This window comes from Halobacillus sp. A1-3 (genome assembly GCF_050971765.1).
GTDB classification, from domain to species: domain Bacteria; phylum Bacillota; class Bacilli; order Bacillales; family Halobacillaceae; genus Halobacillus; species Halobacillus mangrovi_B.
The window spans coordinates 1-26,881 of record NZ_JBPCEO010000002.1; the positions used below are offsets into that span (position 1 = coordinate 1).

Below are 26,881 nucleotides of genomic sequence, written 5' to 3' on the forward strand. Positions count from 1 at the left end.
AGGCGCTGGAACTAGATATAACTTGGGAATGGAATGACTGGCAAGACCCCACAGAGAGCATAGCGAACGAGCAGGCTTGCCGTCATCCCCGCGGAAAGCGAGCCATTCCCCCTCCCACCTCTCCAGATTACTAGATAACTTAAACACCCCATTATCTTAGTCTTCAGGATAAGGAGGCTAATGTCGGGGGAACTCAGGATAAAAACGTATTAGAAGGCAGGAAAAATTGGGTTCATTTCTCCATAAGATAATACCACTATCCAACCATCAGTTTTATATTGGCTTGAGCAGCTAAAACCAAGATACGTTGATTAAGGATTCACATTGTCTTAGATTCATGCTAATGTGGTTTTTAGCGTGTACAAAAAGGGAGAGATTCAATATGATACAGAAATTCATTGAACTCGGTGAAGGGTATGCAGACATTTATGAACTTATCGAATTAGGGACGTTAATGCCCACCCGGATCCAGCACACCATCGCTTTTTACAGTGAGAAAAATGGACAGCCGGTCGCCTCGTTAGCACTTGTACTTAAACCGTCAAGAGATAAATTCCAGCCTATCTATATATGCAGGGAAGGAATTCCCAACCCTCATGAAAAACCAAATCAGCGTTTTGACTTATTCAAAGAAATGGCAGCTTCCGCAGGTAAGGAAGTGGCTGAATTCACGATTAAACCATCAAATATGTTTCCAGAAACAGAACTATTCTATCAACATTTAATTGGTATATTAAGAACAAATAAATTCATATCGCCTTTATCATAAGAAAAAGCATCCCTTAGGATGCTTTTTTAGTTAAAGATATAGACATTTTAATGATTTCAATATTTGCGATATTTATTCTTAAATACCCATCTTATAATCATACTGTTTTGCTTTATCAGGCTTGGCATTTTCATAATCCGTACGAACCTCAGGTTTATAGGAGGGAACAACACGGGAAACAAACGGTAAACGCTCTAATTTCTCCATTTTGTACTCCAGGTCTTCTTGATTCACATATAATAGTGCATATTTTCTTCTTTTGGATGCATGGATAAGATGCCCATGCTTTTTAATCTGCCTGACATTTTTCATATGCTGAAAGTAAACGATGATCCCTTGCCGTTTTGTTTTAATCATACGACACCCTACTTTACAAAGATATTTATCGATAGTTTACCAAATGTATGAAAAATGAGCAATTATAGAAAGGAGCTGAGTATCAAGTGAAAACGGATCACGAACGAGCGATAGAAATTTTTCACCACGAGCTGATGAATCATCCTATTTTTAAACAGGTTGAATTTAAAAAAGTCACAGGACTTCCTTTCGTGTACTTAACGGCTAAAGACGATGTTAGTCAAAAGGACATAGAGGAAACATTAAAGGTCTCTGCCGCACGGGCAATGAGAGGAAAACGCCTAACCCTTGCGATGAGCTATGTCCGCAAAGATCAGGCGCAATATGTGTATCGTGTCCGTTTTTTAGTTCCTCAACGCAAGATGTTCTGCTGCGGAAATTTATGTGACGACTGTATCCGTTTTACTCAACCTTAGGATGCACAGCCACAGCTTCCCCCACTGCCACAGCCTCCACTGCAGCCGGTGTCGGTTAAAGCCATACCATTTTTCGGAACTTTAATTTGTTCACTGACGCTGAAGGCAACGTTTTCGCTGATTTCATCCAATAACTTCTGAAGATTACGCTCAGCTTTTTTAAATTGAGCGACTTTCTCATGCATGTCCATCTCGCGCTTAACAGAACGGACTTGTTTCATGATTGAACTATAATCAGGATGATATCGTCCGAATCGTTGCACATCCTCATAATGTTCCTTCATATTATTAAAATTCTTTATCAGCTTTTGAGCCTCCGCATCATTTTCAAGCTCATATTTAGCTTGATTGTAATGCTGCATTGTATCTGAATTCATGACCATTTGGCCAATCATTTCTGAGCGGTCTAGCAGATCGACAATTTCCATTGTTGCTAACATATGTCCACCTCCACTCTTATTTTATCAAATAGGACAGCAGAATGAAATGAGAACAAGTGACTCTGCTGTCCGAGTTTATTAATAATACGGATACTCTATTTCTTTCCGGTTTTTCCCGGTATCTTTCTTAACATTAGATATAAGCTGCTGAAACTGACCTATAGCACCGTTCAACTCACCAATATGCTTCGAAACTTCTTCCCAATCCACATCTTGCATCAATTCACCGAGTTGTTTGATCCAATCTTTTTTGTTAGTAGATGTCTGTTTTTTCACTTCAGGCAGAGAACTCCAAAATGGATCGTCTTCTCCTAAGATCATCCACTTTTCATAATAAGTTTGGATAAGCTTATGGTTTTTCCTAAGCTGTTCCTTAACAGCTGGATGTTCATCCACGAAATCCTTGAATCGCTGTACACTCGGGTGTAATGACTTGTTACTCATAGCGTTCACACCTCACTGTTAGAACTACTCTATAGCCTATGCTTAAAAGGGCGGGCTGTTCATGGGATCGATAAAAAATTTTGAGTGTAATACCTTTGATGAACTCCAATTCCAATATGCGTATAGCTTTTATCCAACAATGCTTCTCGGTGATTTTGACTATTCAACCATCCATGAACTGCTGCAGTTGCATCAATATACTGAGCAGCAATATTTTCCCCTGCCTCTACATAAGAAATATCTCCGAGCCGCTCTTTCAACCCTCTCCCATCAGGGGAGTAATGTGAAAAATAATTGTGGTCATTCATATCTTTACTGTGAAGAAATGCAACAGCTGCCGCTTCCTTATGCTCCATCAACCTATTTTCCCCATGGCGTATACGAAGATAGTTTGTCATGGTTAATATCTGCTGTTCCATTCCTGTTTCAATCCTCTTCCAATCGGAACGATCTAAATTTTCTCTCATGGGTAATTGCCCTCTATAGATGACCTTGTATGGCTGAAGTTTTAAAAGAATATCATTTCTTACAAGCCTAATTGCTGATAATTTTTCTGTGACAACATCAAAATAGAGCTGCGCAGTCCAATTTTTATCTAGTGGAAGAAGTGGCCGCTCCTTTAAATCTTGTTCTGTCAATTCAAAAGTATAATTTCCTACTTGCTCAATTCGCAGGGATTGTGGTAGTTTATAGGAAGTAGAAATCTCTTGATAGGATTGTCCAATATAGACTGGCTTTTCTCTCTGTTCACTTGAAAAAGAGACGACTGAAACAACCTTATTATCCTTAATTGCCATTTGAGAAAGTTCATCATCATAGATCCACCACACATATCCATAACCGCTAGGGTCTTTCCGGTCTGGTTCCCCCCAATCCGATTCCAATTCATTAGAACTAGCTCCTTTCCAGTCAAAGATGGATTTAGTCTCTTTGACCTTTTCTGGTTCTTCAGTGGCAAATGTTTCTTCTACGGGCGGCTCTATACTGGTAGGTTCAGAGGGATTATCAAAAAAGAGTCTCCAACTTATTAAAACTAGAAATATAAGAAAGAAAACAGCTGCTAGCTTTTTCACCTATTTATCTCCTCCCTGCTTGCTTCTTACAGTATGTATAATCGTTGTTTAAAGATCCTATGAATTTCAACTTACAAAAAATCGCTGTTATCCGTTGTTAATGATATCCACTTAAAACACTATTCCAGTTAATAGCAATAGTCCGAAACACTCGAATTCGATATATTTTGGGTTTGTATTTGTAATAGTGTAAGGGATGGCTGGAATATAACTCGTCTAGCTGCATCGCCAAAACACTCGGGTCGAGTCCGCATTTGCACACTTTCCTGTGGGGGAACTGCCAAGCCTCCTCGATCGCTGCCTCTCTGGTTGGGGGCTCACCTAAGTCCTTCTCCCTTGTTCTATCCAGTTCCAGCGCCTAGCGGCTAGTAAGACTTCCCTCACTTCTTTACGATAAGTAAACATCAAATCACTTCGTTCTTCGTGCATCCTTTATCTCCGCCAGCTCAGTCCAGTCCATACGCCGCTGTGGAAGGCACTTCCCCATTTAAATTGGGGGTCTCGTCATCTTCCAGCCATCCCAGCTATCTTGAACCTTCCAAGCACACCTAGTTTCAGTATTTAAAGTAAGACTAATTGAATTTCTATAATGAAAGCATCTTGAAATCCATTACAATGTTATTAAGGCAGATTAAATAATTATACTTTCATAGTGAATCATTATTATTAAATGGACTGTATTACTTATGTATGCGTGGCCGTTCCACTAATAAATAGCAAGGTGAGAGCGGAATGGTGACAGCCCCATCTAAACAAAGCCTTCACTTTAAATAAAAGTCTTCAGGAATAGGATTTTAGTAGAGGTTGGAAGGTTTAACAAAGATAAACAAAAAAAGACCCGTCGCTATGTACGGGTCTTGAACCGAATTGCTTAATGAAGTTCTGGACGTTCGGAAATATCTTGCAATGCTACGCCTGCAGCATGGTCTGACATTTCCTCCACAGATAAGTCACCTAGTGATAGAATCCCAGTTAACTTTCCGTTTTCAACGACAGGTAAACGGCGAACTTGATGTTGAGCCATTATCTGACTAGCTTCTTCCAGAGAAGAATCCGGAGTACAGCTGTACAAGTGATCACTCATCACTTGCTGAATCGGTGTGGATTCTGGTTTCTTGTCAGCATAACCACGAATGACAAGGTCACGGTCTGTAACCATTCCCATTAGATTACCTTGCTCATCACATACAGGTACCGCACCGACATTCTTCTGTTTCATGATAGAAGCCGCATCAGATAAGTTGTCATCTGTGCGACAAACAGAAACATCACTGGTCATAATGTCTTTTACGCTTTTCATGATAGGTCCTCCTTTAAGTAATTCAATATCAATAGTTATTGTCCCCTTTTTATAAAAATTATTACATGCAAGCCATGTCCTTTTATAGTATAATAAAATGGTAAAAGCCTATATTAATGAGTAAAATGGCATTTAAAACCGAAGCAATTGAAAGTTAATCGGTTTCATACTAAAATTAGTGAAGATACATAACAATTTGTGAGGTGGAAGTAATGAAGTTAGAAGGCACTGGTATAGAAGGGCTTATGGTGGATTTCAGACCATTGACCGATCTGATGGAAAGTAACGGATTCATATTGGGTGGATCCTGGGATTACGAACGAGTAACCTATGACTACAAATTAAATGCTCCAGAAAAAAACATTACTTACTACATTCGAATTCAAGGGTATGCCGTTGAAGGTGACGTAGATAAAGGGGATGCTGTCATCCGTCTTTTACCACCTCTATTAGGCAGACACTACTACCCACATGGAGTCGAATATGGAGAACAAGAAGGATTCACTTCAGGCATCATTGAAAAAGCAATTGGACTTGTCCAAAAAGTTGTGGAACCTGCAAAAAGGTATCATAACCAAGTTCCTGAACACGTGGTCCTTGAAAGATTGACAAGATGGGCTGAAGAAAATCAAAACCAAGAAGTACTAGAAAAAATGAAAGAACTCTCCAATAATCCGGATCAGCGCAAATAACGTCTCTTTTATAACTGTTTGACCCAGATGTCCGGTATTACCAAAAGGAGTCGCACATCATTTCATATGATGAGCGGCTTTTTTTGAAAAGTGCCGCGAAAGTTTTTTTCATTAAGGGAAAGGAGTACATAAATAAATTGTTCCGATACCTGACAAAAAAACAATGGATTCTCATTTTACTCGCTCTACTGTTCATTGTAGCCTGTTATTTTATCCTGCCTGTTTCTATTCCCTTAATATTTGCATTTGTTACAGCCCTTTTCTTAAATCCTTCGGTTCGGTGGCTTCAGTTCCGCTTTAGAATCAATCGAAAAATGGCTGTAACTGTAGTGTTCCTATTATTCGTTATCTTTCTTGGATTATTAGGTACATATGCAATTACTCGAGCGGTTGCTCAGATTATTGAATTGGCAGATAATGCTCCAGAATACATTAATCAAATAAACAACGTTCTTCTGAACTGGCAGAACAATATGCATAGTTTCACCCAGAGCATGCCAAAGGAATTTGTAGATAAAGTAACAAGTGAATTAATGAACTCTTTAGATAGAACGACGGCAGCAATCTCAGAAAAGCTTCAGCTAGCGAACATTGCAGCCGCAGCTGCAAAGATCCCTGAATACTTAGTTAGCCTTCTTGTTTATTTGATTGCTCTGTTTTTATTCATGCTTGAATTACCGCGTCTAAGAGACAAGATGCATGACCAATTTACAGAAGCAACCTCTGAAAAAGTTAAATTTATGAATGCGCGACTATCCTACGTAGTATTCGGTTTCTTGAAAGCACAATTTCTTGTGAGCATCATCATTTTTATCGTTTCACTGGCTGGATTACTATGGATCACACCTGAAGTCGCAATCATTATGTCCATCATTATCTGGATCATCGACTTTATCCCAATCATTGGGTCGATCGTCATTCTTGGACCTTGGTCGATCTATATGTTGATTATTGGAGAGCTAGAGATGGGTACAAAGCTTGCTTTATTAGCCATCATTCTGTTGGCCATTCGACGAACAGTTGAACCAAAGGTTATGGGCCGGCACATTGGCCTCTCCCCTCTAGCTACTTTGATTGCGATGTATCTAGGACTTCAGCTCATTGGTCTAACAGGATTCATCCTAGGGCCACTAGTCGTGATTGCATTCAATTCGGCGAAAGAAGCAGGAATTATTAAATGGAATTTGAAGATATAAAAAAGCCTGAAAGCATTGCTTCAGGCTTTTCTTTATAATTCTTCTTTGAAATGATTGATGTTTTTGTTAGCGGTTTTTTCCTTTTTAAACATAAGAATATCTCTATTCCTGCCAGTGTGATTAAAACCATTATTAATCAGTACTTTTTGTGAAGGAATATTTGCTTTATCGCATTGGGCTTCAATTCCTTTTACTCCTGGATAAGTGAATGCCCAGCTGCAAAGATTTTCAACAGCTTCTGAAGCGTATCCTTGATTCCTCTCTGACGCGACAATATGGTATCCTATTTCCACCGTTCCCTCATCATCAGGCATACCTTTAAATCCGATATCACCAACTACATGTTCACCCTCTTTGTCCATAATAACCCAGGGGCCAAAACCGAGTTCACTTTCCTCATTTTCCAACTTTTCCACATACATTGGTAATAGCGCTTTCAAACCATCATGTGGCCAGTTTTTATTCCAAGGCAGTTGGTATTTGTAGTAGAATGCCAGAGAGTTTTTCATCAACATCTGGGCCAGGTCTATAGTAATGGGGATCATGTGCAAGCGCGGTGTCTTTAATTCCATCTTTGAAACATCCCTTTCTATGTATATTATCATACTCATACTGACCTATATTCCTGTTAAAGCCTTATCCTAAACAACATTATTACTAAAAAAAGCAGCGAGATCGTTTTTTACGATTCACTGCGGATAACATGAATTAGGTTCCTAAGATAGCTTTAATCATACTTGTTGTTGTGCCACCATCATAAATGATATACAAGAGCAAATACACGGCTACACCAGTAATAGCTGTAAAGAACCATATGATGCTCGTCACAGGTCCGACTTTACGGTGTTTTTTTATATTTCTTTTAAAAGCTAAAGTCAGGGTCACAATCCCAAAAACAGCTCCTACCGTCGCTAGGATTATGTGAAAGATAAGGAAAATTGTATAATAAATCTTTATATCATCAGGTCCGCCGAAACTTGTGTTTCCAACAAAGATTGTCCGGCTGGCGTAAATAATAAAAAAGGTTAATGCACTGATTGCTGCAGCAATCATGACTCCTTTATGAGTCTTTCTTTTATTCTTGGAAATTAACCTCCATCCGATCGCAACTAGTATGGCACTAATAACGATGAAGAATGTACTTAACGTTGGCAATAACGGCATAAAGACACCTCTTTCCAAACACTATTATATTTCTTCATATGAAAGGGAGGCCGACCTATATAGACAGGCTAGGCCTCCCTTTTAAATTAGAGATCAGAGATCTGTGTTGATATTGTTTCTTTTTTAAAATGGATAAGCAGCTCTCATAAAGTGAAATGGTAAGCTTTTATGATCTATCGCTTCACTTCCAAGTAATTATTATTAAGACTCGCTTTGAAGGTGACTTGGAATTGGATCAATTGTTTCCCTTTCCCGATTAAACCAGCTAAAAAAGATATAGGCAATTACAGATCCGAAAATAATTTCTTGTGCGATTTTCATGATGATTCCGCCTAATTGCTGATCCTCCACTAATGGCATAGGAGTGAACGTGTTCGGACCAGTCAGGTTTTGAGCAATACCGTTTAGTACATCTGCTGGTACACATAAACTCATCGCCTGCAGCCAAGCACCTGATTGGGAATACGTTTCATAAATAGGCGAGCCAGCAAAGATAATTAAACCACAGGCTGGAGTGATCAGTACTCCATTAGCGAAAATAAAACCGATTTTGAGAATGGGACTTAATCGGTCCATTTCTTGTAGTGGTGGGAATACAGACAACCACATAAAGAAAGCGAAAATTAGTATTACTGTAGTCGTAATCGCATGGGCCCATTCATTCGATTTAGTAAAATCAAAAATAGCAGGCATATGATACAACGAGAAAAGACCATTAAACAGAATCAAGGATAAGAGAGGTTTCGTACCCAATCTGAACACAGGGCGAAGCCCTTTCATGTTGAACAGTTTCCTAAAAATCCAGTTAGGAATGCCCTTAATGACTAAGATAGGAAAAAGTAAGTAATATAAAGCCATCTGCGTCATATGTGCAGTAAACATGATATGTCCTATTAAATCAATAGGGGAACCTTTAATAATGTAAAGAAGAAGCATACCCAAGTAGAACATGGTCTGCTGAAGGGCCGTCGGTCTTTCAGCACCTTTTTCTCTCCCAGGACCTGTAATATAAAAATAACCAAGAGCAAGAATTAAGACGAACAATAAGTAAAAAGGACTCCACAATGCACGAAATCCAAATATTTGCAGTTCTAACCACATAGGTGTCTCACCTCAGAATGTTTATTCATTACTTCTTATTTTAACGAATTTTAGTAGAAAAAACGAGTATAGGTTTGTGGATTTGTCTATTGTTCATAATTTAGTCAAATCTCTAGTTCACATAAGAAAAAGACCGGAAATCCGGTCTTTTTCATTTTAATCTAATTATTACGTTTTTAATCTTACCACCAGATGATAGATGTGAACGTAACGATCGTCAATAGAGCAATAGCAGCTCCCCCGTATAACATCAACGCTGGCATATCATGCCCTTTATTTTTCATGTGCATGAAATAATAGAGCTGAAACGCGACCTGAACTACTGCGAGAATAAGCAAGGTCGGAATGATGAAGTATGAGTTAACTTCAAACATAACCATTGCAAAAGCTATAAGAGTAAACAGAATCATAAGCACAAAACTGATTACCTGCTGCTTCATCTCTTCTTTATGCTGTTTACGTTCATATTCTGCTTGATGAGCCGGCTTTGAGTGATTCGCCATTGATTAACCCACCTTTCCCATTAGGTAAACGACAGTAAAGATGAAAACCCAAACAACGTCAATGAAGTGCCAATAAAGGCTTGCGATATAAAACTTCGGTGCGTTGTAGAGATTTAACCCACGTTTTTGGTTTCGTACCATTAACGTTACGATCCACAATAGACCAAACAATACGTGACCACCGTGGAAACTTAGCAACGTATAAAATGCAGATCCAAATGCTGAGGATCGGAACGTAAATCCATACTCGTGAATATAATGATAGAACTCATAAATCTCACACCCAAGGAAAGCCAGACCTAATAATACAGTAATGGCTAACCAGGTCTGCATTTTGCCAAAATCATGGTTCTTCATGTGGTACATCGCATATACACTCGTCAAAGAACTTGTAAGGAGGAACATGGTCATAAGAAAGACAAGTTCTAATCCAAATAAGTGTTCAGGTGTATTTTCTCCCTGAGTCGAACCATTCAACGCAAGATACGTACCAAAAAGACTCGCGAATAATACAGTTTCTCCACCTAGGAAAAACCAGAATCCTAGGAATTTATTTTTACCTTCAAGGGTGGCTTTTTCCGGATCATGCGGCATGTGTTTCGGATTTAAAACGTCTTCATGACTCATTATTTGCCAGCCCCCTTCTTAATATCTGCTTCAAGCTCTTCTTTATGAATATGGTATCCAAGATCATCTTTCACGGAACGGATGAACATTGAACCTAAAGTAATCCCCATACCAATGAATACCGCTGCTAACCAGGCTTTATCATCCACTTGATAGATGAAACCAAATCCTGCAATAAATAGTCCAAGGGACATTGTGAATGGCAGGATTGAACCGTTAGGCATGTGAATGTCACCGAGAGGCTCTGCAGGCGTCATTCCTTTTTTCCCTTCCATTTTCTCAACCCATAATGGATCCAGACCACGTACTAGAGGTGTCTGAACAAAATTGTAATATGGTGGTGGTGAAGGAATCGACCATTCAAGTGTACGTCCATTCTCCCAAGGATCGGCATCTGCTTTTTCTGCTTTAACAGCAGTATAAACGATGTTTATCAAGAAAATGACGGTACCGATTGCCATTAAAAAGGCACCAATTGTACTGATTAAATTCCCTGTCTCGAGACCTTGACCTTCCAGGAATACCCAATAACGACGGGGCATACCCATTAAACCTAGGAAGTGCTGGATAAAGAACGTCAAGTGGAAACCGATAAAGAATGGCCAAAATGCCAATTTGCCTAATTTTTCATTCAATACTTGACCGAACATCTTCGGCCACCAGTAGTGAAGTGCTGCAAAGATACCGAAAGCTACACCACCAACGATTACGTAGTGGAAGTGTCCGACAACGAAATAAGTATCATGATACTGGAAGTCAGCTGCAGCTGCTGCCAGCATAACTCCTGTCATACCACCAATTGTAAAGGACGGTATGAATGCTACAGTCCAAAGCATCGCTGAAGTCATACGAATTTGACCGCCCCACATGGTAAACAACCAGTTAAATATTTTTATCCCTGTTGGAACAGCGATTGCCATTGTAGCTACTGCAAAAATGGAGTTAGCAATTGGGCCCATACCTACTGTAAACATGTGGTGTGCCCAAACCATAAAGCCTAGGAAACCGATTAATACAGTCGCAAAGACCATCGCAGAATAACCAAACAAGCGCTTTTTCGAGAAAGTTGGAAATATATCACTAAATGCTCCAAACAATGGCAGGATCAGAATATAAACTTCTGGGTGACCAAATATCCAGAATAAGTGCTCCCAAATGATTACGTTACCTCCAAGACCCACATCAAAGAAAGCAGACCCAAACATACGATCAAACATCATTAGGAACAGGCCAACTGTCAATGCAGGAAAGGCAAATAAAATCAATGTACTTGTTACAAATACAGACCAAGTAAAGAGTGGCATACGCATATAGGACATGCCAGGTGCTCTCATATTGACGATAGTAACTAAGAAGTTTATCCCGCCAATTAAAGTACCTGCACCTGAAATTTGCAATCCCATGACATAATAGTCAACTCCATGTCCGGGCGATGTAGTCGAAAGTGGTGCGTAGTTCGTCCAACCAGCATCAGGTGCACCACCTGTAAACCAAGACACATTTAACAATAATCCCCCGAATAGAAACAACCAGAATCCTAACGAGTTCAAAAATGGGAATGCAACGTCACGGGCACCAATTTGTAAAGGTACGACGGCATTCATTAAAGCGAAAATTAATGGCATCGCTGCCAGGAAAATCATTGTCGTTCCGTGCATTGTTATCATTTCATTATAAAGTCCAGCCGATAAGAAATTATTATCCGGTTTCATCAACTGAATTCGAATTAACATGGCTTCTAGCCCGCCGATCAAGAAAAACAAACCACCAGACACTAAATATAAATGTGCAATCTTTTTGTGGTCCACTGTTGTTAAATAATCCCAGATCGCAGCGCCGAGCCCTCGTTTTTGCGCTACTGCAGTACTCACGCTTTTACCTCCCTTTTAAAACCTCTGTCTCATCATTTGAGTTATTCATCAGAATTTCGTGTAGGAACATCTGTCCCGACGTCTGAGTGCTTCAGTTGAAGCAAGTAATCTGCAATTTTGTTTGCTTCTTCTTTGGAAACAATATTAGCAGGCATTTGGTTACCAGGTTTGATTTCATCTGGGTTCGTGATCCAATCGACTAAGTTCTCTTTAGATGGATCCATAATTCCTGCAATTTTCTCGCGATTTCCGAAGTTCGTCAGGTTAGGTCCCACACCCGCCGATGATCCACCAATCGCGTGACAGCTCATACAGTTGTTATTAAACAACTCTTGACCTTCCTGAGCTGAAGCGGTTTCAGGAGTTGCTTCAGGATCTACATTTTTCATGTCTTCTACCCACTGATCAAATTCGTCAGGACTTACAGCAATAACCCTGAAGTCCATCAATGAGTGAGAAGGTCCACAAAGTTCAGCACAGTGACCCCAGTAAACGCCTTCTTCGTAAGCTTCTAAGTACATTGAGTTAATGTTTTCACCAGGATTCGTATCCATTTTTCCGGCAATAGATGGCAGCCAGAAGGAGTGGATAACGTCGCTGGATTTCATGTTTAAGTATACGCGCTCTCCTGTAGGGATGTAGAGCTCTTGACTTGTAGCAATTTCCTGACCAGCATAATTGAAATGCCACCAATATTGATTTCCTATGACGTCAATCGTTATTGCATTTTCATCGTCCTGACCAGACGTATCCGCTAAGTCAAATGTTGCTTGAACGGTAGGAACAGCCAACACAAGGAGCAAAATAATCGGAATTACTGTCCAAATCACCTCTAACGCCTTGTTTCCTTCCGTCTGCTTAGGAATTAAGTGTTCTTGTCCTTTTTTCTGTTTATAACGGATAAGGACAAAAGCATAAATTGCCATTACGATAACGAAGACAAAGATCATTATCGCAATACTGATGATCATAAGATCTAATAATAATTCCGCTCCGTAGCCTTTAGGCTTAAGGGCACTCAAATTGTCTACCCCGCACCCGGACAGGATGAGGGTGAGAGCACCAAATAGAAACAATGAACGGAATTTTCCCATCCAACCTCTCATGAATGATACCTCTCTTTCTCTTTTTAAACATTATATTTTGGAACTAGCCCAATAAAGTATATCGGGCTAGTACTTTAAAATGGAAATGGTAGGGTGACAAGTACCATCATAAAGAAGATGATGGTTAAATAATTAAGGGAGTAAATAAACATCCATGTTGCCCATTTATAATCATCTTTCATGAAGAAACCGGCAACTCCCAGAGCCAGCCAGCCAAGGGATAGGATGGTAGCTGTTATTAGGAATACACTTCCGAGTGAAGCTAAATAGATCGGCAATGGCAGTAAGCAAGCAACGTAGATGACAATTTGTCGCTTCGTCATATTGAACCCGTGCACCACTGGTAGCATCGGCACGCCTGCCGCTTGGTATTCGTCCTTCTTCTTCATGGCTAGTGCCAAGAAGTGAGGCGTTTGCCAAATGAACATGATTAAAAATAGAATGACGGCTTCTAACTGAAGGCCTGGGTCAATGGCTGACCATCCAATTAACGGTGGGACAGCACCGGAAAAGCTTCCGATAACCGTGTTAATTGTGTACCTTCTCTTTGACCACATCGTGTACAGCACGACATATACGAACCATCCGAACGCTCCCCACAAAGCAGCTTCTAAGGTTGTAAATAATAAGATGATAAATCCGGTTAATGAAGTCCCGATTCCTAAATTCCGAATCAATGTCAATGACATGGTTCCTGTAACGGTCGGTCGGTTTTTTGTTCGGGACATGATCGGGTCGATATCCCGGTCATACCAGTTGTTTATTATACATCCTCCTGCAATGACGAAAGCGGTTCCGAGCATTGTCAGCAGAAAAGTCAACCAATGATCGATAAAAGAGGATCCTGTAAAATATAAAGCTAACCAGAATCCCGCAAAGGTGGTGATTAAGTTTGAATTTATAATCCCTACTTTGATCAAGCTTTTGATATCAGCTAACAATGAAGATTCACGTACAGTCGATTTAGATTGGCCGATGATTTCTGTAGAAGCAGACTCGACTGTTCTTGGATTATCCATCGTAATATCTTCCTCCTTCTACCTCTCTTACGTTTCCATGATTGAGATCATCATGACGTCAATCGAGGACAGTTCCCATCCTGTAAAGTCTCAAGGACAAGAAACATCAAAATAATTGTATCATGGAATTTGTCTTCTATCTATTTAATTAAGAGATTTTTGAGATTTTGTGACAATTTTGTGAAGGAGTTTCTTCCCCTAGTATCAACAATAAAGTAAGTTTTTAACGCTTTTTTCATGGTTCCTTTTTCGTTAATGTAATATTTCAGTAATACGTACACTTCTATATTTCTAGCAGACCCTATGGAACAATGCAAGTCTTTTTACAAAAGAGTACACCTGCGTGACCATTGTTCATATAATTTTAGATGCATAATTCGTTTAGGATTACTGAATCTTCTGCCTCAATCACACAAACTTCACTATAAAAACTAATTTTCTGTCTAGTTTTTTTAATGAATAATTATTGTTAGCAACTGTGTGTCGCAGAAAAAAGTCCAGGGGAAAACCCCTAGACTTTATCCTCTTATTAATCGTTCTTATTATCTTTTCTAATAACTAAAGGTAAGTTTTACAAAAGTCACGTCTTATTCGAATTCTATGAGCAAATCACCTACGTGTATCGCTTCATTGTTTTCTACGTATATGTCCTTAATGACTCCGTCAAAAGGTGCTTGGACTGTTGTTTCCATCTTCATAGCTTCTGTGATCATTAGATGGTCGCCCTTTTTCACTTTTTCGCCTTTACTGGATATTACTTTTATTACTGTCCCAGGCATGCTAGCTCCAATATGCTTATTATTCGACTTATCCGCTTTTGGACGTTCCTGCACGGAAGCTTTAACATTTTCATCCTTAATAACGACTTCACGTGGCTGTCCGTTTAACTCAAAGTAGACAGTTCTTGTTCCATCTACTTGAGCTTCCCCTACAGAGACAAGTTTTACAATCAAGGTTTTACCTTGCTCAATCTCTACTTCGATCTCTTCACCCAATCGCATTCCATAAAAGAAGGTCGGTGTATCCAGAACAGACATGTCTCCATATTGTTCAGTAAATTTCTGATGATCCATAAAAACTTTAGGATACAATGCATAGCTGATCATATCAAAGCTTGTCACTTGTCTGTCTAGCTTATGGAACAATGTTTCCTTAAGATCATTAAAATCGACAGGTGGAAGCAATTCACCAGGCCGAACCTTAATCGGTTCTCTCCCCTTTAAGATGATACGCTGGAGTTCAGAAGGGAAACCTCCATAGGGCTGCCCAAGATACCCTTGGAAAAACTCGACTACGCTGTCAGGGAAATCAAGAGAATCTCCTTGTTCGAAAACATCGTCTTCATTCAATTCGTTCTGAACCATAAACAAGGCCATATCTCCCACAACCTTTGATGAAGGCGTCACTTTTACAATATCACCAAACATATCATTGACTCGGCGATACATTTTTTTCACTTCTCCCCAACGATCGCTTAAGCCTACAGCCTTTGCCTGCTGTTGCAGATTACTGTATTGTCCTCCTGGCATCTCATGTTCATATACTTCCGTATGCGGGGCCATCATTCCGCTTTCAAAGTCATGATAATACTTTCTCGTATCTTCCCAATAATGACCCAATTCTTCATATGCCTTGATATTAACATTTGGCTTACGTTCATTGCCTTCAAGTGCGTAATATAGACTATTTGCGCTAGGCTGAGATGTAAGTCCTGCCATTGATCCGGTCGCTACATCGACTACGTCTACCCCAGCTTCGACTGCACGGGAATACGTGAATATCCCATTTCCACTTGTATCATGGGTATGAAGATGTATTGGGATGTCAATTGCATCCTTCAATGTGCTAATTAATTGATAAGCGGCTTCAGGTTTCATAAGACCTGCCATATCCTTAATTCCAAGAATATGAGCTCCTGCATCCTGTAGCTCTTTAGCTACTTTCTTATAATATTCCAAATCATATTTCGGACGAGAAGAATCTAAAATATCTCCTGTGTAGCACATGGCTGCTTCTGCCACTTTGTTGTTCTCACGCACGGAGTCTATAGCAAGTTTCATACCCTCTACCCAGTTAAGACTATCAAAGATACGGAAAACATCGATCCCAGCATTCGAGCTTTCTTCAACAAATTCCCGAATCAAGTTATCAGGATAGTTTTTATAGCCAACAGCGTTAGATGCTCTCAATAACATTTGGAAAAGAACATTGGGTGCTTTTTGTCTTAGTTTCAATAAGCGTTCCCACGGGTCTTCATTTAGGAAACGATAGGAAACATCAAACGTGGCACCGCCCCACATTTCAAGAGAGAAAAGGTCTGGGAGCAGACGGGCGGTAGGCTCTGCAATGTTTTCAAGGTCCTTAGTCCTTACACGAGTAGCGAGCAGGGACTGATGTGCATCTCTAAATGTTGTATCTGTCAGCAATACTTCCTTTTGAGCTTTTAACCACTTTGCAAGCTCCTCCGGTCCCTGTTCATCGAGAATCTGTTTTGTTCCACGAGGAATCGGCTCTGAATGCTTAACATGAGGCATACGAGCCCTTGAATAGGTAGGTTTCTTACGATTGCCATAGCCTTCAAATCCATTTATCGTTCGATCGGCAATGTAAGTCAGCATTTTTGTTCCACGGTCTTTTCGTTTAGGAAATACAAAAAGCTCAGGAGAACGATCGATGAAAGTCGTATCATACTCACCAGTTAAAAACTGCTTGTGCTGAATGACATTTTCTAAGAACGGGATATTGGTTTTAATTCCACGGATACGAAATTCTTTTAAGTTTCTTACCATCTTATGAGCCGCTTGATCAAAGCTTAGTGCCCATGTTGAAAGTTTGACTAGCAATGAGTCATAGTATGGTGATATTACAGCACCTTGGAAACCGTTACCTGCATCAAGACGGACACCAAACCCTCCACCTGTACGGTAAGCCATGATTTTCCCTGTATCCGGCATAAAGTTGTTTAGAGGATCTTCGGTCGTAACTCTTGACTGAATTGCGTAACCGTGAGTTCGGATATCCTTTTGCTCCGGGATATTTATCGGTGCATTATGTAACCCATGACCGTCCGCAATCATAATTTGAGTCTGAACAATGTCCACACCAGTAATCATTTCGGTAATGGTGTGTTCCACCTGGACACGCGGATTTACTTCAATAAAGTAAAATTCGTTGCCTGTCACTAGGAATTCCACTGTTCCTGCATTTAAGTAGTTTACATTACTCATCAGCTTGACTGCCGATGAACAAATTTCTTCTCTTAATTCGTCTGAAAGGGAGACACTCGGGGCAATTTCTACTACTTTTTGATGTCGTCTCTGGACAGAACAATCTCTTTCGTAGAGGTGTATAATATTTCCATCATGGTCTCCGATAATTTGGACTTCTATATGTTTTGGTTGTTCAATCAATTTTTCTACATAGACATCGTCACTGCCAAAAGCGGCCCTCGCTTCTGACCGAGCACGATCATAGGACTCCTCTAGAGTATCCGCACTTCTCACTACTCGCATTCCTCTTCCGCCGCCACCCATGGCAGCTTTAATCATAAGCGGATAACCATGCTCTTTACCAAAACTGCGAATCTCTTCAATCCCGCTGACAGGACCATCACTCCCAGGAATAACAGGGATATCAGCAGCAATAGCCTGCTCTCTTGCCTTAACCTTATCACCAAACATATTCAAGTGGTCGCTCGTTGGACCAATGAAGGTAATTCCCTCTTCTTCACAACGTCTTGCAAAATGAATATTCTCGGATAAAAAACCGTAACCAGGGTGAATCGCATCGACTTCGACACTTTTCGCAATTTCAATAATGCCCTCGATATCAAGATACGCATCAATTGGTTTTTTTCCTTCTCCTACTAAGTAAGCTTCATCTGCTTTGTATCGATGATAAGAACCTGTGTCTTCCTGGGAATAGACCGCTACTGTACGGATGTTCAATTCTGTACAAGCCCGGAACACTCGAATAGCAATCTCTCCACGGTTAGCAACTAATACTTTATTAATGTGTTTTAGTTCTGCCATGATCTCACTCCTCGATTATTCATATATGTTTGTTTGGATTGTGCTCTTTCCACTGGTGCTTCTTCCCCCTCTTGCTCTTTGATTTTAACGGTGCGGGCAATATTGTTAAGGATCCCAACAGCAACCATCAATATCAACAAGGATGACCCCCCGTAACTAATAAAAGGAAGGGTAACACCGGTAATTGGTAATAACCCACTCATTGCACCTAAGTTAATCATAGCCTGAATAGCAATCATAGAAGAGATTCCTATCGCTAACAGTGCTCCAAAAGCATCCCGGCACTTGGACGATATGTATAGTCCTCTTAAAACGATTAGTGCCATAAGTCCTATTGTGATGGAAACTCCAATGAAACCTAATTCTTCTGCTATGACTGCCATAATAAAGTCAGTGTGAGGTTCAGGTAAATACCCTAATTTTTGGACCCCTTGTCCAATTCCTTCTCCTAACAATCCGCCAGTTCCTATGGCAACGTAAGACTGAATCAAATGGTATCCGTCTTGATCAGGCGATTCAAAAGGCTGATAAGCACCTGAGAAACGCTCCAGTCTTTCGTCTGTGACCATTTGTGTACTTCCAATTAAGATAAGTCCCACGGTTACTGCAACTAAAATTAAGATATGTTTCCAGTGGATACCTGAAGTCATAATCAACACGCTTGCAATCAAACCGATAATAGCTGCAGAACCAATATCAGGTTGCAAAACGATCATAGCTAAAATCAGTGAAGTCAAAATCAGCGGAGGTACAACAGCTTTCGTAAAGTCTCCAATATACTTCTGCTTTTTGGCATAGACGGCAGATAAATAAATAATCAAACCAATCTTTACAAATTCTGCCGGCTGAAAGTTCATAAAACCAAGATTATACCAGGAGACTGCGTTATTGACCTCTGTACCAAATACGAACAATCCAGCTAATAGCGTTACCATAAGCAATACGCTCAATTTAGCTAACCTTTGCCAGTGACGGTACGGAACTAACGAAGCTCCGATCATCAATACGATCCCTATAGAGAACCATTGGATTTGCTTCATCAGGAAGTGGTCGCTTGCCACCCCGAATCGGACTGGACCGTAAACCATACTTGCACTGTAAATCATGACCGTACCGAATGCTATGAGAGCAATAGGGGCAAATAGCAAGCTAAAGTCATAACTTTTCAAATGTCGTTTCATGTTTATTCATCCCTACTTTATATATTTGTTCTCGCTTAACTTACAGAATCCCTTCTATTTTGACAAATATAGAGCGAATTTTCGCGAAAGCGCTTTAATATAAAAAAACTCAAATTACAACAGAGGTCGTCGCAATTTGAGCTTGTCCTTTATGAGTTTTGTGCAGCCTCATGCAAAACGTTTAATTGTTGTTCTAAGTTATCAAGAATTTGCTTTCCTTCTTCATCGCTGATTAAGTTCAAGCGAACCGCAAAATGAATTTCGCGTGATAAACCGAACATTTGTGTATCTAAAACTTCTTCATAAAGTGGACACTGAGGCATAGTCAAGTTGTCCATCTGCACTTTTATTAACTTCAAAATTTTATCAGCGTCAGCTTTTAGAAGGGCATAGGCTTTTTCACGATGATCCACAGCCACATCAGACAACATCAAAATCCCCTCCATTTACAGTCTCTCTTCTAATAATATTATCGCTTACCACTGAAAATTGCAACAGAGGATATGGTATAGGTTTAAAAAATAGAGAGGTCATAACGGTTGGATAAAAGCTCCAATAGTTTTAATCCAACAACACTGTTCCCCTTCTCATCTAAGCTGGGGCCGTACACTGCTATTCCACCGAAACCGTTTAAAGAGGCAAGAACCGAACCTGATACTCCACTTTTGGCGGGTATTCCAACTTTGATAGCGAATGAACCAGAAGCATCATACATCCCACATGTAACCATAAACGTTTTGCAAATTCTTGCTAAATGCTTTGGGATAATTCTTCTGCCTGAATTTAAGTCTCTTCCACCATTAGCTAATAAAGCACCTATTTTTGCAAGCTGGCAGACGTTAAGCTCAATCGCACACTGCTTTGTATAAGCATCCAGGGTTTCTTCGACACTTCCTGTAACAATCTGATGCTGTTTCATATAGAAAAGAAGCGAGCGATTCAAAAAAGCAGACTCAAATTCAGATTCAGCTACTTCACGGTCGTAACTGATAGACTGGTCATCCGTCATCTCGTGGATAAAGGTAAGAAGACGGCCGACCTTTTCATCAGGAGTATCCCCATGAATCATATTCGTCACTGCAAGTGCTCCGGCATTAATCATTGGATTAAGAGGTTTTGATGGACGCTGTTCTAAACGATAGATGGAATGAAAGGGATCACCTGTCGGCTCCATACCGACACGGTCAAATACATATTCCTCCCCATTATCCATCAAGGCTAATGCAAGGGAAATGACTTTAGATATACTTTGTAAGGTGAATGTTGCTTCAACTTCCCCTGCCTCAATAGTTTCACCATCTATATAATGGATGGCCACAGCTAAATCTTCTGGATTCTGCCTTGCCAAGGCAGGAATATAATTGGCGACTTGCCCATCATATGCATACGGCCGAACATTATCTAACCATTCATTGAGTATATCCGTTGTTATATCTTTGTTCACTGTTTGAACCTCCTTAATGAAATCGAATTCAATTTTTGCTATGATTTGTATGGATGATTTTTTTGGAAAGGTGGCATGAGCCATGATTGTGCAAATTGCAGGAAATGTAAAATTCCCTATTACCCTTGATCCGACAGTCTGGATCTTTGACGACCGAAAGCTTACGTTTAATGAAGCATTCCATCCAGAAGAAATAGAAAAGTCAGATGAAGAAGAAGACGAACTGAAAAGAAAGTCTCTTCGATTTGACAGAGAGGTTTACCAACAAAAATTAAACCCTCCTGTTAACAAAAGCATCAACCGGTTTGAGAAACAACGTATTATGAAAGGTACTTTTCTTATGCCACTAAAACCTTTCCTTCATACAAGCGAGCCTGAGGCTAGTGTGGAAGAAGCAGCTCTTGTCACGGATGAAGGCGAACACACCATTCCAGCTGACGCTTTATCAGAATCCTTGCTTCTCTTTGCGGAAGATGGTAAACCACTAAAAGAAACAGGTCCTGTTCATTTATATTTCAAGGACGGATCGAACAAAGCAACTCCAATTAAAGGCATTAAAAAAATTATTTTGAAGTAAAAATGAGGACGGCTGTTGCAGCTGTCCTTTTTTAATATATCTCTTGTTTCTTAGCACGCTCGTGTATGCAGCACGTTCTTCTATAGCAGTTCAAAGCGAACCACAATGAAGAGGATTGTTTTATTCTTTTAATGATTCATTTTAATTCAATGGTATACAGTATATTATTCTTCATGTAACACACGCTATAAGAAAAAAAGTGGTGGTTTGATGAAGAAAATTATTTGGCTGACCTTACTCATTGTCCTAGCGGCCTGTCAACAAACAGATGAAGAGTCTTTATTGAAAGAACGTCAAGGCAATTCTGAAATGAAATATGTGACAAATTCAGACCCAGTTAAAAGACAGAAGAAGACAAGCCAGCAAGCAGCTAGGCATCTTGCTAAACTTGCAGTCCAAGTACCGGATGTTCATGATGCTACTGCTCTTGTCCTTGGTGACTATGTAGCTGTGGGCATTGATGTCGATAAAGATTTGGACCGATCTAGAGTAGGTGTAATCAAGTACTCTGTGGCTGAAGCAATTAAGCATGATCCATATGGAAAGCAAGCGGTAGTAATTGCTGATGCGGACGGCGTCGAACGATTACGTGGTCTTGGCAAAAAAATATCTCAAGGACACCCAATAGAAGGGGTAACCGATGAACTTAGCAAGATTGTAAGCAGATATATGCCTGAAGGACCAATCAATGAACGCCCTCAGACCGATTCAAATCAAGAATCAATTCCTGAAGAAGAACAGAAAAAACTGAACCAAATAGAAAAAGAACAATCTAAACAAGAGTGACAGAAAAACAGCTAAATCCCCTAGAGGATTTAGCTGTTACTTTTTTCTAGAATTTCTCGTTCTTTCTCAGTCAATTCATTGTAGTATTGAACTCCGAATTGAGAACCCTCTGAAACCATATCTGCATTCTCTAAGTTATCCAGTTGAGGGTTACCGGCCTCTTCAACAGGCAAATCATCTTTCTTCTTAAAATTCTCCTGTACAGACTTAGCCTTGTCTACCACCTGTTTTCTGCTTTCCTCATTTCTGAGGAAAAATGCAGCTGCACCTCCAGCGGCAGCTCCTACTGCAGTATAAATCCAACGCTTTCTCATATAATCACCCTTTCTGAACTTCTGTAAATTGAATTCCCCTTTCCAACTATCCTCAAACATGTGGAAGTGAATTATACGGAACCGTTATAGTATGTTAAAATATCTGTAACAATTGAAACAGTTTGAGGTGAAACGGATGCGTGTACAATGCGTAATTTGCGATGAAATAGAAAAAATTGATAGTTATTGTCTCCAAGCAAAAAGGCTTAGAAACCGACGGATCCACACCTATATGTGCCAATCCTGTCATGATCGAATAGAAGAAAACACAAAGAAGCGACTAGCTACAGGGAAATTCCGCTTTAATCGCGAGCGCAAAAAAGAGAAACACTTGAGTTAAAATTAAAGGTGGTACCACATCAGAGGACAAAGCTTCTGTTTATAAAAAAACCGTTCAGCATCGCTGAACGGTTTTTTATATTATATAAATTCCAGTCTTCCGTCTCTCTACATAAGGACTTAACCCTAATCATATCATGATTCATTCTGTCTTGCTCCTCTTTCACGGTGCAGCCTAAGACGATAAACACCAAGAATAATGGCAGCCACAAACAAACTTTCCGGAAGAGGTAAATTCAAACCAAGGATTAGAGTCAAAATGAACGTACCTATGATCAAAACGGTATAAACAACTATGTTTTTACCCAAAGGAAGTTTTCTAGCAAAACCCAATTTAAATGTAATGATCGTCAAGATGACTACAGTTAGATATAAAAGCATAAAAGAACGAAATAGCATGGAAACTTCATTCTCATTATTCAGATTTATTTCATTACCAAGTCCTTGAAAAAAGAAATCAGCTACCGGCCACAAATCTGTAGGGACCGTTAGTGTTGACATGTCTTGCATGTTGTTCCTCCTCGCATCTCCCAGTTCTATCCTCTATCATACTAAATGTAAATAGAAGAAACCACCCTTTGTCTAATTTTCAATCCTAAGTTAAATCATTTATAATCGAGGAGTGAGGTGAGACTTTTGAAAAATTCCCAGCTAAATATGGTTATTTTGGCTTTTTTAGTTATCTTATCCTTTATATCTGTGGGATTCGCCATCGGGCAGGAAATTTTCTGGCTGGCTGGCTTTCTTTTTGTATTAGGCTTTATGATTATGGGATATGGTTTGAAACTGAAAAGACAACAGAATACGTAAAAAAAAGCGACCGCTTATTATTCGGTCGCTTTTTTCATTATTTCTTCAGATCTACATAATCATCGATGATTTCATCGTAAATGTTTACACGACTAGCCAGAACGGTAGTTTGATCCAAGAGATCAAGTTCCTGCTTGTCTGCTTTCGAAACCGTACCTCCTACTTCTCTAACTAGGATTGCACCTGCAGCGTAGTCCCAAGGCATCAACGTCATCGTTAAATATCCATCCAGAATCCCTTCTGCTACAAATGCGAACTCCAATGCTGCAGAACCGTAAGAGCGGGTGCTCCTTAATTTTTTCACCAACTCTTCTATTCCCTTATGGTTCACATGAGGATTTTCCGGGAGCATCCAAGTAGTGTTCAGGGCTAGTATTGATTGCTCTAATGGCCTCGTTTGGTTAAGGGGAGGGAGCTGCTGATCATTTTTAAATGCTCCTTGTCCTTTTTGAGCGGAATATAGAACGTCTTCCATCACATTGTAGATAAACCCGACTTCTCCTATTCCTTCGTGGTAAATTCCGATTGAAATAGCAAAATTTCTTTTTTGATGCACAAAATTCATGGTTCCATCAATCGGATCCACAATCCAAACGGTACCTTTCATTTCTTCGATTTCATCTCCAAAGCCTTCTTCGCCTAAAAGGTAATGTTCAGGATAAGTTTCTTTAATCCTATTAGCAAAAAACTCTTCTGTTTCCTGATCCATTTCAGTAACAAGATCATTTGGGTTCGATTTCGTTTCAATTGACCTAGGCGCATCAATCTTTTCTCTGATCCTTTCCCCTGCTTCCAAGATCCAGGCTTTCGCCTTTTCATATACTTCTTGCTTCATATTTTTATCCATATATTAAGTACCCCTTTAATCAAGTTCAATCTTTATCGTATCAAAATGACGATTGTCTTGCATGTATCATGAGTTATCATGGAAAAACGCCCATTGATAAATGAAAAAATACGAGCAACCCTATTGTTGCTCGTAATTATGAAGACCATTCAATTAATTGTTTACGAAGTTCCGAAAGCTTCTTTTTACTTCTCTTTATCTGCTCCTCGTCACAGGCGACCATTGCATCATGCAATGTCACAAGTTCGTAATCAATTTCCATACGGATTACCGGGAGCTTCTCTTCAGCTTCTCGTTTACGTAACGCTTCCATGACATGTTTCATTGCCATTCCCTCCCTCTTAAATCCTTGCTATATATATATGTTAGCAATGTGTCAGAAGTTTCAGTTAGATTACTTATATGTAACCCATTTTATTTAGATTCAAACCAGGGAAACACATTACTTCATAATGTTGAACAGTTTTTGTTAAACTAACAAGGAGTTGAAATAGGAGTTGATACTGTGGCTACATTTAACGGATTTACCCAAAAGGATTTCGACGTATTTTCCATTCCAGGTTTGGAAAACCGGATGAGTGCATTAAGAGAACAAATTTCACCTAAACTTGAAGCCATTGCAACAGAATTGGAACCTGACGTTACAGCTTTAACGGGAGATGAAATGTTTGTTCACGTGGCAAAACACGCCAGAAGAAAGACTAATCCTCCAAATGACACATGGGCAGCGCTTGCTTCCAACAAAAGAGGTTATAAGAAACTTCCTCATTTCCAAGTCGGTTTATGGGAAAGCCATGTATTCATTTGGTTTGCGGTTATTTATGAAAGTCCAATAAAGCAGGACTTTGCAAAAACCCTTGACAAAAACAGGAAAGAAATATTTTCTCAAATCCCAGACCATTTTGTATGGTCAGTCGATCATACAAAACCTGATTCTATTCCTCAAGAAGAGGTCGATGAAGAGAAATTCCTATCTATGACAGAACGCTTGAAAAATGTTAAAAAAGCTGAAATCTTATGCGGCCAAAACATCTCTCGAGATGATCAACGTTTGAAAGACGCAGATGCTTTCCTTGAGCTATGTAGAGAAACATTTGAAAAGCTTGAACCGCTCTATCGCTACACAAAACAACTGGATTAAAAAAGGAGCAGTCACGAGTCCATCGTGCTGCTCCTTATATTATTGTTTCATACTGACCCGATCACCCTGGGCAAGAGCTTTCGCTTTTTTTACTGTATGATAACAGGAGTACCCGGATTCTTTTTCAAACTCTCCACATAACTTCTTCTCTTCACTTTTGGATGGAACAATCTGCTTAAACCGAGTATAAGCAAGCAGTAAATCATCTCTGCTCACACTTTTTTCATAGGCCTGCTCCACCATTGAATAAAAATTAACGACATCAATGATTTCTTCCTTTGACCAATACGTTTCATCAATTGGATAACTATAGCTCATGTTAGACCTCCTTATGTATTACATTGACCATCTCGTTCGGATTTGTTCCGCGTCCTTTATCATTCGCTGGAAAAGCTGTTCAACGGTCGGGACATCATGAATTCTTGAAGTGACCTGACCGGCCCACCCGAAGCCCTCTTCTCCAGAACCATCATAAATATATTTCTTGTTAGCTTCTCCGCTTATATAAGTCTTTAATCCTTCATAACCTGGATTCGTTTTCTCCAACTCAATAATCTGGTCTGTCCAGCTATTTTTCAAAGCTCTTGCAGGTGCCTTAATGCTGCGCTTAATGACAGTGGTCGACGTCTCATCCGCTTCTATCAATGCTTGTTTATAGCTTTCATGGGCGTGAATACATTCTTTAGTTGCGATGAACCGTGTTCCCATCTCGATGCCTTCCGCACCAAGTGCTAGCGCAGCCATCCACCCTCTTCCATCACCGATTCCTCCAGAAGCGATTACCGGAATAGAAACAGCATCTACAACTTGAGGTGTCAGAACAAAAGTCCCTACGTCGTCCCTTCCAAGGTGTCCACCGCCTTCGTGGCCGACTACCATGACTGCGTCTGCTCCAAGCTCCTCTGCTTTAACCGCTTGACGGCGAGCAGCTACCAATACGAGAGTTTTAATCCCTGTACCCTGAACCATGTCCAATACCGGCTTAGGATTTCCACCTGTGACCGAAATAGCAGGAACTTTTTCATCAATAGCTACTTGGACTCGATCTTCAAAGGGTCTTCCGTGCTGTCCAATAGCAAAGTTTACCCCAAATGGATTCTCAGTCATTCGTCGGACCTTTCTAATCTCATCTCGTAACTGTTCTGGTCCATCCATGCTCATCGCAGTAATTTGCCCTAACCCCCCTGCATTAGAAACAGCTGCAGCGAGATCTGAATAAGCAAGATGAGCAAGCCCTCCTTGAATAATAGGATACGAAATATTCATTAACTCTGTCACATTTGTTTTCCAATTCATCCTATCCCTCCCTTATCCCGTATTTTACCATGAGCCG

At 40.0% G+C, this 26,881-nt stretch carries 32 protein-coding genes; 9 read left to right on the top strand and 23 right to left on the bottom strand.

Annotation, left to right across the window (positions count from 1 at the left end; genetic code table 11):
- Window positions 1-382: 382 nt before the first annotated feature.
- Window positions 383-769, top strand: coding sequence for a DUF7147 family protein (locus ACRYKC_RS02735; protein ID WP_433805134.1), 387 nt, complete (start codon window positions 383-385; stop codon window positions 767-769).
- Window positions 770-847: 78 nt separating this feature from the next.
- Here the strand turns inward: ACRYKC_RS02735 and ACRYKC_RS02740 are convergent, their stop codons facing one another.
- Window positions 848-1,126: a YlbG family protein gene (locus ACRYKC_RS02740; RefSeq protein WP_433805135.1), complete on the bottom strand. Its 279-nt coding sequence runs from the start codon at window positions 1,124-1,126 to the stop codon at window positions 848-850.
- 86 nt (window positions 1,127-1,212) lie between these two features.
- Here ACRYKC_RS02740 and ACRYKC_RS02745 point away from each other — a divergent pair, with 86 nt between their 5' ends.
- Window positions 1,213-1,542, top strand: coding sequence for a hypothetical protein (locus ACRYKC_RS02745; RefSeq protein WP_433805136.1), 330 nt, complete (start codon window positions 1,213-1,215; stop codon window positions 1,540-1,542).
- Here ACRYKC_RS02745 and ACRYKC_RS02750 read toward each other — a convergent pair.
- From ACRYKC_RS02750 to ACRYKC_RS02765, 4 genes are all read right to left on the bottom strand, one after another.
- On the bottom strand, window positions 1,539-1,982 hold the full coding sequence (locus ACRYKC_RS02750; RefSeq protein WP_433805137.1) for a YlbF/YmcA family competence regulator: 444 nt from the start codon (window positions 1,980-1,982) through the stop codon (window positions 1,539-1,541). The genes ACRYKC_RS02745 and ACRYKC_RS02750 overlap by 4 nt on opposite strands.
- 78 nt (window positions 1,983-2,060) lie before the next feature.
- Window positions 2,061-2,426, bottom strand: a complete 366-nt coding sequence (gene ylbD / locus ACRYKC_RS02755) for a spore coat protein YlbD (protein WP_433805138.1) — start codon at window positions 2,424-2,426, stop codon at window positions 2,061-2,063.
- A gap of 59 nt (window positions 2,427-2,485) precedes the next feature.
- Window positions 2,486-3,499: a CAP domain-containing protein gene (locus tag ACRYKC_RS02760; protein ID WP_433805139.1), complete on the bottom strand. Its 1,014-nt coding sequence runs from the start codon at window positions 3,497-3,499 to the stop codon at window positions 2,486-2,488.
- A gap of 871 nt (window positions 3,500-4,370) precedes the next feature.
- Window positions 4,371-4,799: a CBS domain-containing protein gene (locus ACRYKC_RS02765; protein ID WP_433805140.1), complete on the bottom strand. Its 429-nt coding sequence runs from the start codon at window positions 4,797-4,799 to the stop codon at window positions 4,371-4,373.
- A gap of 212 nt (window positions 4,800-5,011) precedes the next feature.
- Between ACRYKC_RS02765 and ACRYKC_RS02770 the strand changes: the two genes are divergently transcribed.
- Complete coding sequence (locus tag ACRYKC_RS02770) at window positions 5,012-5,491, top strand: YugN family protein (protein WP_433805141.1); 480 nt, start codon at window positions 5,012-5,014, stop codon at window positions 5,489-5,491.
- Window positions 5,492-5,628: 137 nt separating this feature from the next.
- Entirely contained in the window at window positions 5,629-6,687 is a 1,059-nt protein-coding gene (gene ytvI / locus ACRYKC_RS02775) for a sporulation integral membrane protein YtvI (protein WP_433805142.1), read from the top strand.
- A gap of 32 nt (window positions 6,688-6,719) precedes the next feature.
- Here the strand turns inward: ytvI and ACRYKC_RS02780 are convergent, their stop codons facing one another.
- The 12 genes from ACRYKC_RS02780 to glsA form a co-directional block, all read right to left on the bottom strand.
- A complete protein-coding gene (locus ACRYKC_RS02780) occupies window positions 6,720-7,259 on the bottom strand; it encodes a GNAT family N-acetyltransferase (protein ID WP_433805143.1) in 540 nt (179 codons plus the stop codon).
- A gap of 136 nt (window positions 7,260-7,395) precedes the next feature.
- The gene (locus tag ACRYKC_RS02785; protein WP_433805144.1) at window positions 7,396-7,851 is read right to left on the bottom strand and encodes a DUF420 domain-containing protein; all 456 of its coding nucleotides are present in this window, start codon (window positions 7,849-7,851) and stop codon (window positions 7,396-7,398) included.
- Between the two features lie 201 nt (window positions 7,852-8,052).
- Window positions 8,053-8,952: a cytochrome c oxidase assembly factor CtaG gene (gene ctaG / locus ACRYKC_RS02790; protein ID WP_433805145.1), complete on the bottom strand. Its 900-nt coding sequence runs from the start codon at window positions 8,950-8,952 to the stop codon at window positions 8,053-8,055.
- Between the two features lie 182 nt (window positions 8,953-9,134).
- Window positions 9,135-9,455 carry a cytochrome c oxidase subunit IVB gene (ctaF, locus tag ACRYKC_RS02795; RefSeq protein WP_433805146.1) on the bottom strand — a complete coding sequence of 107 codons (321 nt, stop codon included), beginning with the start codon at window positions 9,453-9,455 and terminating at the stop codon, window positions 9,135-9,137.
- A 3-nt stretch (window positions 9,456-9,458) separates the two neighbouring features.
- The gene (locus ACRYKC_RS02800) at window positions 9,459-10,082 is read right to left on the bottom strand and encodes a cytochrome (ubi)quinol oxidase subunit III (protein WP_433805147.1); all 624 of its coding nucleotides are present in this window, start codon (window positions 10,080-10,082) and stop codon (window positions 9,459-9,461) included.
- A complete protein-coding gene (gene ctaD / locus ACRYKC_RS02805; RefSeq protein WP_433805148.1) occupies window positions 10,082-11,953 on the bottom strand; it encodes a cytochrome c oxidase subunit I in 1,872 nt (623 codons plus the stop codon). Before ctaD ends, ACRYKC_RS02800 begins: the two co-directional genes overlap by 1 nt.
- A gap of 41 nt (window positions 11,954-11,994) precedes the next feature.
- Window positions 11,995-13,059, bottom strand: a complete 1,065-nt coding sequence (gene coxB, locus ACRYKC_RS02810) for a cytochrome c oxidase subunit II (protein WP_433805149.1) — start codon at window positions 13,057-13,059, stop codon at window positions 11,995-11,997.
- A 74-nt stretch (window positions 13,060-13,133) separates the two neighbouring features.
- Window positions 13,134-14,078, bottom strand: coding sequence for a heme o synthase (cyoE, locus tag ACRYKC_RS02815; RefSeq protein ID WP_433805150.1), 945 nt, complete (start codon window positions 14,076-14,078; stop codon window positions 13,134-13,136).
- A gap of 587 nt (window positions 14,079-14,665) precedes the next feature.
- Entirely contained in the window at window positions 14,666-18,109 is a 3,444-nt protein-coding gene (pyc, locus tag ACRYKC_RS02820; protein WP_433805151.1) for a pyruvate carboxylase, read from the bottom strand.
- Complete coding sequence (gene ftsW / locus ACRYKC_RS02825; protein ID WP_433805152.1) at window positions 18,097-19,290, bottom strand: putative lipid II flippase FtsW; 1,194 nt, start codon at window positions 19,288-19,290, stop codon at window positions 18,097-18,099. Before ftsW ends, pyc begins: the two co-directional genes overlap by 13 nt.
- Window positions 19,291-19,439: 149 nt before the next feature.
- Window positions 19,440-19,721, bottom strand: coding sequence for an Fpa/YlaN family protein (locus ACRYKC_RS02830; RefSeq protein ID WP_035549085.1), 282 nt, complete (start codon window positions 19,719-19,721; stop codon window positions 19,440-19,442).
- Window positions 19,722-19,804: 83 nt separating this feature from the next.
- The gene (gene glsA / locus ACRYKC_RS02835) at window positions 19,805-20,734 is read right to left on the bottom strand and encodes a glutaminase A (RefSeq protein ID WP_085030073.1); all 930 of its coding nucleotides are present in this window, start codon (window positions 20,732-20,734) and stop codon (window positions 19,805-19,807) included.
- Between the two features lie 82 nt (window positions 20,735-20,816).
- Between glsA and ACRYKC_RS02840 the strand changes: the two genes are divergently transcribed.
- Window positions 20,817-21,311, top strand: a complete 495-nt coding sequence (locus ACRYKC_RS02840; protein ID WP_433805153.1) for a hypothetical protein — start codon at window positions 20,817-20,819, stop codon at window positions 21,309-21,311.
- Window positions 21,312-21,521: 210 nt separating this feature from the next.
- Window positions 21,522-22,097, top strand: coding sequence for a YhcN/YlaJ family sporulation lipoprotein (locus ACRYKC_RS02845; protein ID WP_433805154.1), 576 nt, complete (start codon window positions 21,522-21,524; stop codon window positions 22,095-22,097).
- Window positions 22,098-22,126: 29 nt separating this feature from the next.
- Here ACRYKC_RS02845 and ACRYKC_RS02850 read toward each other — a convergent pair whose 3' ends face one another.
- Complete coding sequence (locus ACRYKC_RS02850) at window positions 22,127-22,411, bottom strand: hypothetical protein (RefSeq protein WP_433805155.1); 285 nt, start codon at window positions 22,409-22,411, stop codon at window positions 22,127-22,129.
- 136 nt (window positions 22,412-22,547) lie between these two features.
- Between ACRYKC_RS02850 and ACRYKC_RS02855 the strand changes: the two genes are divergently transcribed.
- Window positions 22,548-22,751: a YlaI family protein gene (locus ACRYKC_RS02855; RefSeq protein WP_433805156.1), complete on the top strand. Its 204-nt coding sequence runs from the start codon at window positions 22,548-22,550 to the stop codon at window positions 22,749-22,751.
- Window positions 22,752-22,885: 134 nt separating this feature from the next.
- Here ACRYKC_RS02855 and ACRYKC_RS02860 read toward each other — a convergent pair whose 3' ends face one another.
- Window positions 22,886-23,260 (bottom strand): YlaH-like family protein, encoded by a 375-nt coding sequence (locus tag ACRYKC_RS02860; RefSeq protein ID WP_433805157.1) that lies wholly within the window; start codon window positions 23,258-23,260, stop codon window positions 22,886-22,888.
- A 117-nt stretch (window positions 23,261-23,377) separates the two neighbouring features.
- On the opposite strand from ACRYKC_RS02860, the gene ACRYKC_RS02865 reads away from it, so the two are divergent.
- The gene (locus tag ACRYKC_RS02865; RefSeq protein WP_433805158.1) at window positions 23,378-23,560 is read left to right on the top strand and encodes a DUF5325 family protein; all 183 of its coding nucleotides are present in this window, start codon (window positions 23,378-23,380) and stop codon (window positions 23,558-23,560) included.
- 37 nt (window positions 23,561-23,597) lie between these two features.
- On the opposite strand, the gene ACRYKC_RS02870 is transcribed toward ACRYKC_RS02865, so the two are convergent.
- Together ACRYKC_RS02870 and ACRYKC_RS02875 are read right to left on the bottom strand one after the other, a co-directional pair.
- Window positions 23,598-24,407 carry an inositol monophosphatase family protein gene (locus tag ACRYKC_RS02870; RefSeq protein ID WP_433805159.1) on the bottom strand — a complete coding sequence of 270 codons (810 nt, stop codon included), beginning with the start codon at window positions 24,405-24,407 and terminating at the stop codon, window positions 23,598-23,600.
- A gap of 136 nt (window positions 24,408-24,543) precedes the next feature.
- Window positions 24,544-24,732 carry a hypothetical protein gene (locus tag ACRYKC_RS02875; RefSeq protein ID WP_433805160.1) on the bottom strand — a complete coding sequence of 63 codons (189 nt, stop codon included), beginning with the start codon at window positions 24,730-24,732 and terminating at the stop codon, window positions 24,544-24,546.
- A 180-nt stretch (window positions 24,733-24,912) separates the two neighbouring features.
- Here ACRYKC_RS02875 and ACRYKC_RS02880 point away from each other — a divergent pair, with 180 nt between their 5' ends.
- Complete coding sequence (locus tag ACRYKC_RS02880; protein WP_433805161.1) at window positions 24,913-25,548, top strand: YktB family protein; 636 nt, start codon at window positions 24,913-24,915, stop codon at window positions 25,546-25,548.
- 39 nt (window positions 25,549-25,587) lie between these two features.
- Here ACRYKC_RS02880 and ACRYKC_RS02885 read toward each other — a convergent pair whose 3' ends face one another.
- On the bottom strand, window positions 25,588-25,866 hold the full coding sequence (locus ACRYKC_RS02885) for a UPF0223 family protein (RefSeq protein WP_433805162.1): 279 nt from the start codon (window positions 25,864-25,866) through the stop codon (window positions 25,588-25,590).
- 18 nt (window positions 25,867-25,884) lie between these two features.
- Window positions 25,885-26,844: an NAD(P)H-dependent flavin oxidoreductase gene (locus ACRYKC_RS02890; protein ID WP_433805163.1), complete on the bottom strand. Its 960-nt coding sequence runs from the start codon at window positions 26,842-26,844 to the stop codon at window positions 25,885-25,887.
- Between the last annotated feature and the right edge of the window lie 37 nt (window positions 26,845-26,881).

What these genes read in the sequence shown, in the direction of transcription:
- ACRYKC_RS02735 (WP_433805134.1), top strand. Translation starts at nt 383, where the DNA reads ATGATACAGAAATTCATTGAACTCGGTGAAGGGTATGCAGACATTTAT.
- ACRYKC_RS02740 (WP_433805135.1), bottom strand. Translation starts at nt 1,126, where the DNA reads ATGATTAAAACAAAACGGCAAGGGATCATCGTTTACTTTCAGCATATG.
- ACRYKC_RS02750 (WP_433805137.1), bottom strand. Translation starts at nt 1,982, where the DNA reads ATGTTAGCAACAATGGAAATTGTCGATCTGCTAGACCGCTCAGAAATG.
- ylbD (WP_433805138.1), bottom strand. Translation starts at nt 2,426, where the DNA reads ATGAGTAACAAGTCATTACACCCGAGTGTACAGCGATTCAAGGATTTC.
- ACRYKC_RS02765 (WP_433805140.1), bottom strand. Translation starts at nt 4,799, where the DNA reads ATGAAAAGCGTAAAAGACATTATGACCAGTGATGTTTCTGTTTGTCGC.
- ACRYKC_RS02770 (WP_433805141.1), top strand. Translation starts at nt 5,012, where the DNA reads ATGAAGTTAGAAGGCACTGGTATAGAAGGGCTTATGGTGGATTTCAGA.
- ACRYKC_RS02780 (WP_433805143.1), bottom strand. Translation starts at nt 7,259, where the DNA reads ATGGAATTAAAGACACCGCGCTTGCACATGATCCCCATTACTATAGAC.
- ACRYKC_RS02785 (WP_433805144.1), bottom strand. Translation starts at nt 7,851, where the DNA reads ATGCCGTTATTGCCAACGTTAAGTACATTCTTCATCGTTATTAGTGCC.
- ctaG (WP_433805145.1), bottom strand. Translation starts at nt 8,952, where the DNA reads ATGTGGTTAGAACTGCAAATATTTGGATTTCGTGCATTGTGGAGTCCT.
- ctaF (WP_433805146.1), bottom strand. Translation starts at nt 9,455, where the DNA reads ATGGCGAATCACTCAAAGCCGGCTCATCAAGCAGAATATGAACGTAAA.
- ACRYKC_RS02800 (WP_433805147.1), bottom strand. Translation starts at nt 10,082, where the DNA reads ATGAGTCATGAAGACGTTTTAAATCCGAAACACATGCCGCATGATCCG.
- coxB (WP_433805149.1), bottom strand. Translation starts at nt 13,059, where the DNA reads ATGAGAGGTTGGATGGGAAAATTCCGTTCATTGTTTCTATTTGGTGCT.
- cyoE (WP_433805150.1), bottom strand. Translation starts at nt 14,078, where the DNA reads ATGGATAATCCAAGAACAGTCGAGTCTGCTTCTACAGAAATCATCGGC.
- pyc (WP_433805151.1), bottom strand. Translation starts at nt 18,109, where the DNA reads ATGGCAGAACTAAAACACATTAATAAAGTATTAGTTGCTAACCGTGGA.
- ftsW (WP_433805152.1), bottom strand. Translation starts at nt 19,290, where the DNA reads ATGAAACGACATTTGAAAAGTTATGACTTTAGCTTGCTATTTGCCCCT.
- ACRYKC_RS02830 (WP_035549085.1), bottom strand. Translation starts at nt 19,721, where the DNA reads ATGTTGTCTGATGTGGCTGTGGATCATCGTGAAAAAGCCTATGCCCTT.
- ACRYKC_RS02840 (WP_433805153.1), top strand. Translation starts at nt 20,817, where the DNA reads ATGATTGTGCAAATTGCAGGAAATGTAAAATTCCCTATTACCCTTGAT.
- ACRYKC_RS02845 (WP_433805154.1), top strand. Translation starts at nt 21,522, where the DNA reads ATGAAGAAAATTATTTGGCTGACCTTACTCATTGTCCTAGCGGCCTGT.
- ACRYKC_RS02850 (WP_433805155.1), bottom strand. Translation starts at nt 22,411, where the DNA reads ATGAGAAAGCGTTGGATTTATACTGCAGTAGGAGCTGCCGCTGGAGGT.
- ACRYKC_RS02855 (WP_433805156.1), top strand. Translation starts at nt 22,548, where the DNA reads ATGCGTGTACAATGCGTAATTTGCGATGAAATAGAAAAAATTGATAGT.
- ACRYKC_RS02860 (WP_433805157.1), bottom strand. Translation starts at nt 23,260, where the DNA reads ATGCAAGACATGTCAACACTAACGGTCCCTACAGATTTGTGGCCGGTA.
- ACRYKC_RS02870 (WP_433805159.1), bottom strand. Translation starts at nt 24,407, where the DNA reads ATGGATAAAAATATGAAGCAAGAAGTATATGAAAAGGCGAAAGCCTGG.
- ACRYKC_RS02875 (WP_433805160.1), bottom strand. Translation starts at nt 24,732, where the DNA reads ATGAAACATGTCATGGAAGCGTTACGTAAACGAGAAGCTGAAGAGAAG.
- ACRYKC_RS02885 (WP_433805162.1), bottom strand. Translation starts at nt 25,866, where the DNA reads ATGAGCTATAGTTATCCAATTGATGAAACGTATTGGTCAAAGGAAGAA.
- ACRYKC_RS02890 (WP_433805163.1), bottom strand. Translation starts at nt 26,844, where the DNA reads ATGAATTGGAAAACAAATGTGACAGAGTTAATGAATATTTCGTATCCT.